The sequence below is a fragment of the Streptomyces sp. NPDC102406 genome (assembly GCF_044765725.1).
In the GTDB taxonomy this organism is placed as follows: Bacteria; Actinomycetota; Actinomycetes; order Streptomycetales; family Streptomycetaceae; genus Streptomyces.
The window spans coordinates 1-12,832 of sequence record NZ_JBIWKP010000001.1 but is presented as its reverse complement, the minus strand read 5'-3'; the positions used below and the strand labels follow the sequence as shown (position 1 = coordinate 12,832).

The 12,832-nt window shown below is 70.1% G+C and carries 12 protein-coding genes; 9 read left to right on the top strand and 3 right to left on the bottom strand.

Annotated elements, in window-relative coordinates; genetic code table 11:
• The first annotated feature begins 31 nt into the window (after positions 1-31).
• Positions 32-271 (top strand): hypothetical protein, encoded by a 240-nt coding sequence (locus tag ACIRF8_RS00060; protein WP_404209237.1) that lies wholly within the window; start codon positions 32-34, stop codon positions 269-271.
• Here ACIRF8_RS00060 and ACIRF8_RS00055 read toward each other — a convergent pair.
• The gene (locus ACIRF8_RS00055; protein ID WP_404209235.1) at positions 268-987 is read right to left on the bottom strand and encodes a phosphatase PAP2 family protein; all 720 of its coding nucleotides are present in this window, start codon (positions 985-987) and stop codon (positions 268-270) included. The two genes, ACIRF8_RS00060 and ACIRF8_RS00055, sit on opposite strands and share 4 nt — an antisense overlap.
• Before the next feature lie 177 nt (positions 988-1,164).
• Complete coding sequence (locus tag ACIRF8_RS00050) at positions 1,165-2,175, bottom strand: NlpC/P60 family protein (RefSeq protein ID WP_404209233.1); 1,011 nt, start codon at positions 2,173-2,175, stop codon at positions 1,165-1,167.
• A gap of 344 nt (positions 2,176-2,519) precedes the next feature.
• Here ACIRF8_RS00050 and ACIRF8_RS00045 point away from each other — a divergent pair, with 344 nt between their 5' ends.
• From ACIRF8_RS00045 to ACIRF8_RS00020, 6 genes are all read left to right on the top strand, one after another.
• Entirely contained in the window at positions 2,520-2,828 is a 309-nt protein-coding gene (locus ACIRF8_RS00045; protein WP_018527881.1) for a hypothetical protein, read from the top strand.
• Between the two features lie 190 nt (positions 2,829-3,018).
• Positions 3,019-3,828 (top strand): hypothetical protein, encoded by an 810-nt coding sequence (locus ACIRF8_RS00040; RefSeq protein ID WP_404212182.1) that lies wholly within the window; start codon positions 3,019-3,021, stop codon positions 3,826-3,828.
• The gene (locus tag ACIRF8_RS00035) at positions 3,818-5,164 is read left to right on the top strand and encodes a hypothetical protein (RefSeq protein ID WP_404209231.1); all 1,347 of its coding nucleotides are present in this window, start codon (positions 3,818-3,820) and stop codon (positions 5,162-5,164) included. Before ACIRF8_RS00040 ends, ACIRF8_RS00035 begins: the two co-directional genes overlap by 11 nt.
• A complete protein-coding gene (locus ACIRF8_RS00030) occupies positions 5,161-6,720 on the top strand; it encodes an SCO6880 family protein (RefSeq protein WP_404209229.1) in 1,560 nt (519 codons plus the stop codon). Before ACIRF8_RS00035 ends, ACIRF8_RS00030 begins: the two co-directional genes overlap by 4 nt.
• Positions 6,721-6,757: 37 nt before the next feature.
• On the top strand, positions 6,758-8,173 hold the full coding sequence (locus ACIRF8_RS00025) for an ATP-binding protein (RefSeq protein WP_404209227.1): 1,416 nt from the start codon (positions 6,758-6,760) through the stop codon (positions 8,171-8,173).
• Positions 8,174-8,175: 2 nt separating this feature from the next.
• A complete protein-coding gene (locus ACIRF8_RS00020; protein WP_404212180.1) occupies positions 8,176-9,741 on the top strand; it encodes a type IV secretory system conjugative DNA transfer family protein in 1,566 nt (521 codons plus the stop codon).
• A 21-nt stretch (positions 9,742-9,762) separates the two neighbouring features.
• Here the strand turns inward: ACIRF8_RS00020 and ACIRF8_RS00015 are convergent, their stop codons facing one another.
• Positions 9,763-10,410 carry a TetR/AcrR family transcriptional regulator gene (locus ACIRF8_RS00015; RefSeq protein ID WP_404209225.1) on the bottom strand — a complete coding sequence of 216 codons (648 nt, stop codon included), beginning with the start codon at positions 10,408-10,410 and terminating at the stop codon, positions 9,763-9,765.
• Between the two features lie 112 nt (positions 10,411-10,522).
• Here ACIRF8_RS00015 and ACIRF8_RS00010 point away from each other — a divergent pair, with 112 nt between their 5' ends.
• Both ACIRF8_RS00010 and ACIRF8_RS00005 read left to right on the top strand, forming a co-directional pair.
• On the top strand, positions 10,523-12,103 hold the full coding sequence (locus tag ACIRF8_RS00010; protein ID WP_404209223.1) for an MFS transporter: 1,581 nt from the start codon (positions 10,523-10,525) through the stop codon (positions 12,101-12,103).
• A complete protein-coding gene (locus tag ACIRF8_RS00005) occupies positions 12,025-12,651 on the top strand; it encodes an NADPH-dependent FMN reductase (RefSeq protein WP_404209221.1) in 627 nt (208 codons plus the stop codon). The genes ACIRF8_RS00010 and ACIRF8_RS00005 overlap by 79 nt, the downstream gene beginning before the upstream one ends.
• The last annotated feature ends 181 nt before the right edge of the window (positions 12,652-12,832 follow it).

Below are 12,832 nucleotides of genomic sequence, written 5' to 3'. Positions count from 1 at the left end.
CCGGAGTCCGGCGCGGGGGTGCGCTGGACCCATGAACACTCCCCGAATAGTCGCGGCCACCGTCGCCGTCCTCACGCTGGGCGCCACCACGGCCGCCGTCCTCGACGACGGCGCGCCGCACTCCGCGGCCGGGCCCCTGGCGGCGGCCTCCGCCACCCTGGCCCTGGTCGCGGGAGCCACGGGCCTCGCCCTGCTCCGGACCACGAAGGACAGCTCCTACGACCGGCACGACAACGACAGGTACGACCGGTACGACCGGTACGACGACTAGGCGGCCAGGTCCCGCTCGGCGGCGGAGCCCGACGAACCCCGCGCCTCAGGGAACTCCACCGCGCCCCGCGCCGGTGCCGCGGCCCTGGGCGACCACACCAGCCAGGCCGCACGGGAGCGCCCGATCGCCCTGGCCACCGGCGTGAGCAGCGCCGACGCGAGCGGCGAGAGCAGCAGCGCGACAGCGGTGCCGAGCGCGAACCCGCCGATGACGTCGGTCGGGTAGTGCACGCCCATGAACACCCGGCAGAACCCCTCGATCAGGGCCAGCGCGATTCCGGCCAGACCGAGCTTGCGGTTGGCGACGAACAGCGCGGCGCCCATGGCCATCGCCAGCGTCGCGTGGTCACTGACGAACGAGAAGTCGTTCTTCCCGTCCACGAGGACGGTCAGGCCGTCATGGTCCTTGAAGGGCCGTGGCCGCTCGACGAAGGACCGGATCGGCACGTTCACCAGGACCGCGACGCCCGCCGCGAGCGGCGCCCACACCACGGCGGCCACCGACGAGGCGGCGTCGTCCAGGGCGCCTCGCTTGCGCGCGCCCCACCAGCACCACACCGCCACCAGCACGAGCCCGAGCAGGATCCCGTACTCGCCGACGAACTCCATGGCCCGGTCGAGCCAGCCCGGGGTGTCGTCCGTCAGCCCGTTGATGTCGTAGAGCAGCGAGACGTCAGGGTTGGATCCGGAACTCTCGAGCGCCTCGAGTCCAGCCATGGTTCAACGGCCCCTTCGTCCTCAGCCACCCCCGTGGTCTTTTTCCGGTTCAGCAAAAGGAACGCACGGTCCCACTCCCTACGTTCCACACTCCACCGAATGATCACGCAGACGTTACCGAAGAGAGATGCAAAGCCGCAGCTCAGGACCGGGCGTTAACGGAGAGTTCAAGCCACGTCACACTTCGGGCGACTCGCTCGGAAGTGCCCGCGCGCCGTCCTCGGTGACCCGGGTCGCGCCGAAGTAGTCCGGCGTGTCGACAGGGTCGAAACGGATGACCGCCCCGGACCGCGGCGCATCGATCATGTATCCGCCCCCGACGTAGATCCCGACATGCCGGATGGCGCGGCTGTTGCTCAGATCGTCCGAGAAGAACACCAGGTCCCCAGGGAGCAGTTCGTCCCGCTTGGGGTGCGGCCCCGCGTTGTACTGGTCGTTGGCGACGCGCGGCAGCCCGACCCCCACCGACGCGTACGCGGCCTTGGTCAGCCCGGAACAGTCGAACCGCCCGCCCTGGTCGGCCGTCCCGTTCCCACCCCACAGATACGGCGTCCCCAGCTTCTTCTGCGCGTAGTAGATCGCCGCCGCGGCCTGCTGCGACGGCTGCACCCGCCCCACCGGCCGGGCGAAACTCCGCTCCAGCGTCGTGATGGTCTTCACGTAGTTCTGCGTCTCGCGGTACGGCGGCACGCCCTTGTACTTGATGACGGCGTACGCCCCCGCGTTGTACGCGGCGAGCATGTTCTTCGTCGCGTCCCCGGGCGCGTCCTTCACGTACGAGGCGAGCTTGCAGTCGTAGGAGGCCGCCGACGGGATCGCGTCGTTCGGGTCCCAGATGTCGCGGTCCCCGTCCCCGTCCCCGTCCACGCCGTGCGCGGCCCAGGTCCCGATGATGAACTGCGCGATGCCGTACGCCTTCGCCGGCGACTTGGCCCGCGGGTTGAACCCGCTCTCCTGGTAGAGCTGCGCGGCGAGCAGCGCCGGATTGATGGCGGGACACAGATTGCCCCACTTCTGCACCAGTGGCTGATAGGCGGCGGGTACCGCCCCCTTGGCCAGCCCTACGGCCCCCTGCCCCACCCCGTTGGTCAGGCTTCCGGCCGCCATGTACGTACCGAGGACCAGAAGAGTTACGAACCCCGTCCCCCCGGCGACAGCCGATCCCGCGACGATCCAGGCCTTACGCACCGTCAACCGCCTCTCGCCGCACGGGAGTCCACCGCTCCACAGCATAGAACCGGTCCGTCCGCCTGACCGGCACTTCACCGAGCCACCCCCGACCGGAGCCCGACGGCGGACACCGCGGACCGTCATTGCCCGGCGTGACCAGGCGTGATACACAGAGTGACCATACATTCCCGCGTATACGGAACCGCCTCGCGAGACGGCCCGTCACATGCGGGAGCGTAGGAACTCGGCCAACGAATGGCGCCAAGTGTGCAGGCATCGGCGCCGATCTGGTCCAGAATGGGCCTGACCTCTGCGCTGCGGCGGGGGCGACAGAACTACCCACATGGGGCGGTGAGTTACACATGCTGCTGGCAGCCGAAAAAGGCGACATCACGACCATCATCGGCGGGATCGCCCCCGACTGGGGCCCGTTCGGGAGCCTGGGCAACGAGGCACGCGTAATGATCGAGGTGGTGATGGCGGTGGCCATCCTGCTCTGCCTCGGCATCGCGATCTGGGGCGCGGCCAAGCAACGAATCGGGGCGACGGCACTGCGCGACACCTTCAGCGCCGAACAAGGCAAGGGCCTGATCATCGCGGGCCTCACCGGGGTCTTCATCATCGGATCCCTGGGCACCCTCTTCACGATCGTGTACGGCATGGCCGTCTAGGGCACAACCATCTCCCCCACTCCCCCACTCCCCCACTCCCCCGGACACCCCACACCACCCGTCCCGTCGTGCCCACCGGCTGAGGTTGCGTCTCCCTGATGTCGAGTCACCACTCCGCGCCCGCGCGGGAACCAGCACGGCTACCGTCGTATACGGCGGTTCGGCACAAGGTTGAGGGGACGTGCGCACGATGAGTCTCGACGACCGGCATGACGACGACCTCTACGGCGGTTCCGGCCAGACCCGGACCCGGCTCCCCGAGGGTGGCGACGGCTACGGGGGCCCGCGCAGATCTGGCCGGTCGCCGTCCCGCTCCGTGGTCATGGTCGTCGGCGTCGTGGTGCTCCTCGTCGCGGCGATCGCCTTCGCCAACCGGGGCGGCGACGACCCTGCCTCCGGCGGCTCCGGCAACTCCGGCGCCAACCCGAAAGCCTCCCCGACGGCCCCGACCGGCACGAAGCCGGTGAGTTCGGGGTTCGCCCATGACGAGCAGGGGGTGCAGTCGGCTGCGGCGAATTATGCGGTGCAGTTGGGCGGGGACGGGATGTTCCGCGCGGATGAGCGCCGCAAGATCGTCCAGCAGTTGTCCGATCCCAGTGCCCGCGACCGCCTCCAGGCCGGTTTCGACGCCGACTACTCAACTTCGTTCCTCAAGTCTGTCGGTCTCGATGCGGACGGGCGTGCCCCAGCGGGCACCACGTTCGTGAACCGCACTTTGCCCGCCGGCACCAAGGTCACCGGGTACACCAGCAACCGGTCCACCGTCGAGGTCTGGTGCAATGGTCTGTTCGGCCTGACCGGCGCTTCTTCCAAGAACCCGGTGACGAGCAGTTGGTTCACGGTGACCCTGCAACTGCAGTGGAGCGACGGCGACTGGAAGATCCTCAAAACGAGCCAAAAGACCGGTCCCACACCGGTCAATGGTGACAACCCCATTTCCGGCTCCGACGAGATCGGCGACGCGGTCAAGGACTTCGGAGGGTTCACCTATGCCCGATAGCCCACGCCGCGCCCTCAAGTTCGTCGCCGCTTTCAGTGCCGTACAGACGGCGGCGTTCCTCCTGTCCGCCCGTGCCTTCGCGGCGCCCGAGGACGACCCGTGCAGTCTCATTGCGGGCCCTGCCAAGAAGTACTGCACCCGCGACGACAACGGCGGCGGCACCGGTGGGACCTCTGGCGGCGACATGCCCCCGGACACCACCAACCCCCTGGACCCCCTCGCCAGCCTGGCCAAGGGATGTGCCGAGGCCGCCTCGTGGACCGTCGACAAGCTCAGCGAAGCCGTCCGTGAGACCGCCGACGTCGATTTCACCAACCCGAAGTTCCTCCAGCAGTACGCCGTCGTCTTCGCCGCGTCAGCCGTCCTCACCCTCCTCCTGTGGCTGATGGCCGTCGCGAAGCGGGCCGTGCGCGGCGTGCCGCTGGGCACGGCGATCTCGGAGGCGGTCGGGTTTCTGTGGCTGACCGTCCTCGCCTCGGCGTTCACGCCCCTCATCCTGTACACCGTCGTGTCCGCCACCGACGGCGTCACCGACGTCCTGGCGAAGGCGACGGGGAACCAGACGGAGACGTTCTTCGGCACGTTCTCCGAGGCCCTGAAACAGGGCAACGACATCGGCGGCGGCCCGATCATGCTGATCGTCGTGTCGCTGGTGTCCATCGTCGCGGCCGGCGTGCTCTACCTGGAGCTGTATCTGCGCGCCGTGCTGCTGTACGTGGGCGCTCTGCTCGGCGTCGTCGTGTACTCGGGGCTCGTCGACAAGAACCTGTGGGGCCATGTCCGCCGCTGGGTCGGGATCATGGTCGCCATCATTCTCGTCAAGCCGGTCATCGTGATCGTGCTAGGCCTGGCGGGCGCGCTGTCGAGCAGCGACGAAGGCCCCGACTCGCTGGCCGCCATCGTCTCCGGCCTCGCCATCGTGCTGCTCGCCATCTTCGCTAGCTCCATGATCTACCGCTTCGTCCCGGGCTTCGGCGACGAGATGGCCAACGTCCGCAAGAACCGCATCATGCAGGGCGCCGAGGGCAAGGCCGCCGCCGCGTTCACCTCACCCGCCTCGCTCGTCTCGCAGGGCATCAAGACCCACAGTGCCCGTTCGGACAGCGGCGGCGGCAGCCAGGGCGGGTCGGCCCAGGCCCGCCCCGGCAACCCGCTGTCCGGCGGTGTCGCCGCGCACAGCACACGTCCGGCCGGTGGCGGCGGAGCTGTCCCCTCCGCCGCTCCGCCGCCGCGTACGAGCCCCACGAACACCCCCCACGCCGGTAACCGCGGCGGCGGGGGAGGCAATTCAGGTCCCACCAGCAATGGCAATCCGCAAGGAGGTGCAGGGCGTTGACGACCCAGTCCCATGTGTCCCCCCCGGTCACGCCCCGCCGTACATATCTGATCGGCCGGGCCCGGCCGAACGCGATCGTCGGCAGGAACCGCGAGTCCGGCGAGATCGCCCTGATCATCGGCGGGGCGTTCCTCGGCATGATGTGCGGGCTGCTCGTCCCCGTCCTGTCCCTGCGGATCGTGCTGCTGATGGGTTTCCCGCTCATCGCGCTCGCCGCGGTCTACGTCCCGTACAAGCACCGCACCTTCTACAAGTGGTTCGAGATCAACCGGAGTTACAAGCGCTCCCTCAAGCGCGGCACCACCTATCGCTCGCGGGCGATGGAGGCCGGGGTCCGGCTCGACGGGCGTGAGGTCGAGGTCGGGCCGCCGCCGGGGATCGGGCGCCTCACGTGGCTGGCCGCGCCGTTCGGCCCGGACGAGATCGCCGTCCTGCTGCACGCGGACCGGCGCACCGTGACCGCGGCCATCGAGATCGAGGGCCCCGGCGTCGGGCTGCGCGACTCCGAGGACCAGGAGGCGCTGGTCGACCGGTTCGGCACCCTGCTGAAGCACGTGGCCAACGGCGACGGGTTCGTCACCCGCCTCCAGATGCTCGCCCGCACCCTGCCCGCCGACCCGGACGCGCACGCCAAGGACGTGGCCGTACGCGGCGACGACCGCGCCCCGGGCTGGCTCCAGGAGTCGTACGACCAGCTCCAGTCCATGGTGTCGACCAGCAGTGAGCAGCACCGCGCCTACCTCGTGGCCTGCATGCACTTCACCCGCGAGCTGGCCGCCGAGGCCAACGCGATGGCGCGTGCCACCCGCCCCAAGGCCGGAAAGAAGATCGACCGGGACGCGGGTCTCGCCGTCGTCATGGCGCGCGAGCTGACCGACATCTGCTCGCGGCTCCAGGAAGCCGACATCCGCGTACGGCAGCCGCTGGGCCAGGGACGGCTCGCCTCCCTGATCCACTCCATGTACGACCCGGACCACCCCATCGACCACATCCAGGCAATGACGAAGCGCAACGCCTGGCCGGCCGAGCTCGACGCGATGGAGCCCACCTACCTCCAGGCGAAGACGCGGGAGTCGTCGACGCGCGCGCCCTGGTGCCACGCCACGGCCTGGGTGAAGGAGTGGCCGATGACGCCGGTCGGCGTCAACTTCCTCGCGCCGCTCCTCGTCCACACCCCGGACGTCATCAGGACCGTCGCCGTCACGATGGACCTGGAGCCGACGGAGGTCGCCATCGAGCGGATGCTGACGGAGAAGACCAACGACGAGGCGGAGGCGTCCCGCGCCGCCAAGATGAACCGGACCGTCGACCCCCGCGACATCGCCGCCCACGGCCGCCTCGACCAGCGCGGCGAGGACCTGGCCAGCGGAGCGGCGGGGGTCAACCTCGTCGGCTACATCACCGTCTCGTCCCGCAACCCGGACGCGCTCGCCCGCGACAAGCGGACCATCCGGGCGTCGGCCGGAAAGTCGTACCTGAAGCTGGAATGGTGCGACCGGGAGCACCACAGGGCGTTCGTGAACACCTTGCCGTTCGCCACCGGCATCCGACGGTAATCCCGTGTCCCCCAAGGCCAGAAGGTAGGCGCTGCACATGCGGGATCCGTTGTCCCTCCTCACGGATGCCTTCACCTCCTTCCTGTTCGGGAAGGTGGAGACGTCCCGGCTGCCGGTGCGTACGTCGACGGGCCAGGCCCAGGCCGTCTACCTGCCGACCGCCGCCCCCGGCCTCGGCGACTCCGGCGTGATCATCGGCCGCGAGGTGTACTCCGGCAAGGGCTACATCTACGACCCCTTCCAGCTCTACGGACAGCAGTTGCCCGCCCCGCACTGGCTGGTCCTCGGCGAGTCCGGCAACGGCAAGTCCGCGCTGGAGAAGACGTACGTCATGCGGCAGTTGCGGTTCCGCGACCGGCAGGTCGTCGTCCTCGACGCGCAGGGCGAGGACGGGGTCGGCGAATGGAACCTCATCGCGCAGGAGCTGGGGATAACTCCCATCCGGCTCGACCCGACCGCCGCCCTGGACATGGGCATCCGCCTCAACCCCCTCGACCCGGCGATCACGACGACCGGCCAGCTCGCGCTGCTCCGCACCATCATCGAGGTGGCCATGGGCCACGGTCTCGACGAGCGGTCCGGTTTCGCGCTGAAGGTGGCCCACGCGTACGTCAACGAGACGATCACCGAGCGCCAGCCCGTCCTGACCGACATCGTCGAGCAGCTCCGCCACCCCGAGCCGGAGTCGGCCGAGGCGATGAACGTCGCCATAGAGGACGTACGGGCCTGGGGCCTGGACGTCGCGCTGGTCCTCGACCGCCTTGTCGACGGTGACCTGCGGGGCATGTTCGACGGCCCGACCACGGTCGGCATCGATCTCGACGCCCCGCTGATCGTCTTCGACCTCTCCCACATCGACCGCAACTCGATCGCGATGCCGATCCTCATGGCGATCGTCGGCGTCTGGCTGGAACACACCTGGATCCGCCCGGACCGCAAGAAGCGCATCTTCCTGGTCGAGGAGGCCTGGCACATCATCAACTCGCCCTTCGTGGCGCAGTTGTTCCAGCGCCTGCTGAAGTTCGGGCGGCGCCTCGGCCTGTCCTTCGTGGCCGTCGTGCACCACTTGAGCGACGTGGTGGACGGGGCGGCGGCGAAGGAGGCGGCGGCGATCCTCAAGATGGCGTCGACCCGCACGATCTACGCCCAGAAGGCGGACGAGGCGCGGGCCACCGGCCGCGTCCTCGGCCTCCCCCGCTGGGCCGTGGAGATCATCCCCACCCTGACGCCCGGCATCGCGGTCTGGGACGTCAACGGCAACGTCCAGGTGGTCAAACACCTGATCACCGAGACGGAACGGCCCCTGGTCTTCACCGACCGCGCGATGACCGAGTCCTCCGACGCCACGCTCGCCGAGGACGCGCTGCACGCCGCGGAGCTGGAGGCCGAGGAACGGGCGGCGGCCTTCGTCGAGCAGCGGCTCAACGACACCTCCGAGTCCACGGTGGCATGACGATGCGGGACGAACGGCGCTATCGCGACGAGCAGCGCGGCCGGGGTGTTCCCGACGGGCTGCTGATCGGTGTCCTGGCGTTCCTGCTGGGCATGACGATCATGGTGTGGTCGGCGACGGGCCTCGCGGGCCTGTTCACCAAGGGCGCGTGGCCGAGCAATGTGACGTTCGGCCATACGCCGCTGGCCATGCGGTACCTGATCGCCAAGCCGCACGACATCCCGGGCGCCTGGCCGAACACCCCGAGGGCGGAACTCTCCGGGTACGGGCTCTTCTGGGGCCTGCTCATCGGACAGTTGATGATCCTGGTGGTGCTGGCCATCTTCGTGGCCGGGACCGTGGCGAGATGGCGCGCGGTACGGCGAGCGGACCGCACCCCGAAACCCGAGCCGACAGTGACATCGGCAACGACAACGACATCGACATCGACATCGACATCGACAGCGGCAACGACAGCGGGCCCGGTGCCACCGACCCCGGCGACCCCGGCGGTCACCGCGGTCACCGCGGTCACGGCCTCCACGGGTGCGGCGACGGCGCCGCCGCCCGACCCTCCCACCCCGTCCGCCGCGCCCGAACCGACGCCCCCGGTCGCGGTCGCCGCCCCCACCCCCGTCCCCGGCCCACGCAGTGCGAGAGGCCCGCTCCTCCTCGGTCCTCCCACCGATCGGCACCCCCTGGCCGTCCAGGCGATCCACGACGCCGAGGGCCCCGCCCTCGTCGTCACCTCGGCCCCCAGGGTCTGGGAGGAGACCAAGGACGCCCGGGCGAAACTCGGCCCGGTCCTCCTGTACGACCCGACCCACCGGTGCGACACCCCGGCCCGTATGCACTGGAACCCCGCCACGGGCTGCGAGGACAGAGCGACGGCCACCAGCCGGGCGGCAGCGCTCCTCGCCCCGACGAGACCGACGGCGAAACTGGACTCCGCGGTGGCCGAGACCGCCGAAACGCTGCTGCGCAGCTACCTCCACGCGGCGGCAGTCGACGGCAAACCGTTCCGGCACGTCCACCGCTGGGCCCAGGGCAACCAGATCCAGGACGCCGTACGCGTACTGCGCACCAGCCCCAAGGCAGCCGCGGGCGCGGCCGGCGAACTGGAGGCGGCTCTCACCTCGCACCCCGAACGCCGGGACATCGCGCAGGAGTTGACGGCCCGCGCCCTCTCCGCGCTGTCCTCCATCCACATCCGGGAAGCCTGCACCCCAAATCGAACCGATTCGCTCACCCTGGATTCTTTCGTGGACGAAGGGGGCACGCTTTATGTGGTGGGTGAAGCCATCGAGGACCCCAAGGCGAACCCGGGCGCGATGCCCCTGCTGACGGCCCTCGTCTCAAGCGTGGTCGAGCACGGCCGCCGGATGGCCGAACGGTCAACCGCCGGTCGGCTCGACCCACCAATGACGCTCGTCCTGGACGACGTCGCGGCAGTGGCCCCGCTCCCGCAGCTCCCGGAGCTGCTGGCCACCGGAGCGGACCGGGGCCTGCTGACCCTGGCCCTGCTCCGCTCCCGTGAGCAGGGCCGCAGCCGCTGGCCCGACGCCGACCTCCCGGCCACCCAGGGCTGAGGCACGAGCAGCCCGCCCCGGTCAGGGGGCGTACAGCCGAAGGAAGACGCGCACTCCGCTGTCCACCCGGGCCCCGACTTCCTCCGGGGGCATCGGCACGACCCCGAAAAACGTGTCCACGGTGACCGAACCCGCGGTCAGCAGGGTGAAATACCGCGCGGCCTCCAGCGCATTGGACTCGTCGACCGCCAACAGCCCCTGCCGGCCCAGCTCCACGAACCGTTCGCGCACCGCCTCCGTCACCGCGCGCGGCCCGATCCGCTGCCACTCCTCGACGACGTCGGCCGGAAGATGCGGGCCCTCCGAGATGATCTGCCGCACGAGCAGCATGTGCGGCGCGTGCTCGCCGCGCCGCCCCAGCCATTCGTGCGCGAGGGCGGCGATGTCCTGCTCGATGTCCGTGACCTTGCCCAAGTGCCGCTCGATCAGGGCGACATGGGCCGCGGTGACGCTCGCCGCACTGTCCAGCAGTACTTCGCGGAACAGGTTCTTCTTGCCGCCGAAGTGGTTGTAGAGCGTACGGGTCGAGACACCGGCCTCCGCCGCGATCTCGTCGATGCCCGCGCGCGTGTACCCCTCGCGCCCGAACACCGTACGCGCCCCACGAAGCAGCGCCTCCCGCTTCTCGGCCGTGCCCTTGCGAGCGCCGCGCCCGTCCTGATCCGCCATCCCGCTCTTCGTCTCCTTCGTCCCCGTCCGTCACCGCCCGCCCAGCCTAGGCACGGAGACCTAGGTACAACGACCGTTGCACTTATTACAACGACGGTTGTACTTTACTGCCATGGCAACCGAACCCCAGGCTTCGGCGGTCCCCGCCTCCCGCGGTCGCCGCCCGGCCGTCACGCTGTCCGTCGTCCTGCTCGGCATGCTGACACTGCCCATGGCCATGTCCGGCACCACAGTGGCCCTCCCGCGCATCGGCGCGGACCTCGGCGCGAGCGGCGCGGCACTCCAGTGGGTCGTCGTCGGCTACTTCCTCGCCGCGTCCTCCTTCATGCTGGTCGCGGGCTCGCTAGGCGACCTCTACGGCCGCCGCCGCATCCTCAGCGCCGGCGCCGCGCTCTACACGGCCGCGACCCTGGCCTCCGCCCTCGTCCGGCACATCCTGCTCCTGGACGCGGCCCGCGTCCTCGCCGGCGTCGGCGCCGCGGGTGTGATGGCCGCGGGCGGTTCCCTGCTCGCCGCGACCTTCACCGGCGCCGCCCGCACCCGCGTCTTCGCCTCGCTGGGCACCACGGCAGGGCTGGGACTCGCGTTCGGCCCGACGTTCTCCGGCTGGCTCGTCGACGCGCTCGGCTGGCGCGCCACCTTCCTGTCCTACGTCGCTGTCGGCCTGGTCATCCTCGCCGGAACCCGTCTGATGGCCGAGTCCCGCGCCGAGACGCGGCCCCGCGTGGACAAGGGGGGCGCGGCCACGTTCATCGCGGGCCTCGCTCTCGCCCTCTTCACCGTCACCCAGGGCTCCAAGTCCGGCTGGACTGCGCCAAAGACGCTGCTGCCGGCCCTCACCGCCCTCGCCCTGCTCATCGCCTTCGTCCGGATCGAGCAGCGCCTCACCCGCTCCGGCACCGGACGCCCCGTCCTCGATCTGGCCCTGGCCCGCAACCCGGCGTTCCTCGGCTGGGCGGTCGGGTCCTTCGGCCTCGGCGCGGGCACCACCGGCGTCCTCACCTTCCTGCCCACCTACCTCCAGGGCGTCAACGGCACCACGGCCCGCGCGGCAGGGCTGACGCTCCTGCTGATGACGGTGCCGATCCTCGCCCTGCCCCCGCTCGGCGCCCGCCTGGTCAACCGCGGCACACCGGCCCGCCGCCTCCTGGTCCTGTCCCTGCTCCTGATCGCCGCGGGCAACGCCTGGCTCACCACCCTGCACCCCGGTGTGTCCGTCGCCGCGCTCGCGGGCCCGCTGCTCACCATCGGCACCGGTCAGGGCCTGTCCCTCGGCATCATCGACGCGCAGGCCATGTCGATGGTCGCCCCGTCCGAGGTCGGCATGGCGTCGGGCTTCCTCAACACGGTCCGCGGCGGCACCGGCGCCGTCACGCTGACAGTCTTCGGCGCACTGCTGCTCGCCTCGGTCGAGTCGCGGGTCGGTTCCAGCTCGCTGGCGGCCCGGGTGACAGCAGGCGCGGGTGGCCATGCGGAGGAGTTCACGGCGGCGTGGCGCATGACCCTCTGGACAGTGACGGGCCTGCTGACAGCCTTGGCGGCCCTCACCCACTCCCTGCTCACCCGCAGAGTGGCCCGCACACCATCCGCCCCCCTCCAGACAAGGACCCCACCATGCCCCACACCGACACGGACACCGACACGAACACCGTCACGGGCACCGGCATCGGCACCCACGCCCCGCTCCGCGTAGCGATCGTCATCGGCTCCACCCGGGACGGCCGCCTCGCTCCGACGGTGGGCGCCTGGTTCACCGAACAGGCCCGCACGCACGCCCCCGGCACCCACTTCGACGTCATCGACCTGACCGACCTGAGCCTCCCCGACAACCACCCGGGCTGGGACCACGTCCACACTCCCGAGCAGGCGGAGCTGGCCGCCCGCGTGGACGCCGCCGACGCCTACGTGATCGTCACCCCTGAGTACAACCACAGCTTCCCGGCGCACCTGAAGCACTTCATCGATCTGCACCGCACGGAATGGCAGGCCAAGCCGGTGGGCTTCGTGTCGTACGGAGGTCTTGGCGGCGGCCTCCGCGCGGTGGAGCAACTGCGCCTGGTCTTCGCCGAGCTGCATGCCGTCACAGTCCGCGACGGCGTCAGTTTCCACCGTGTCACCGCCGACCATTTCACCGAGGACGGACCGCAGGGCGCAACCGAGGCCGCCAAGGTCCTGCTCGACCAACTCGACTGGTGGGCCCAGGCTCTGCGAACGGCCCGCTCGGCACGCCCGTACCACTAGGCGCGACTAGGCGGACCGCCTCGCCGGATCGAACACCATCTCATAGTCCACTGTGAACCTTACGGCCGTCTTGTTCGCAGGTGCCGTAAACGCAGAAAACCCCCGCCCGGTATCCCCGGACGGGGGTTCTCTGTTTATCAAAATTAGTTCGGCGGCGTCCTACTCTCCCACAGGGTCCCCC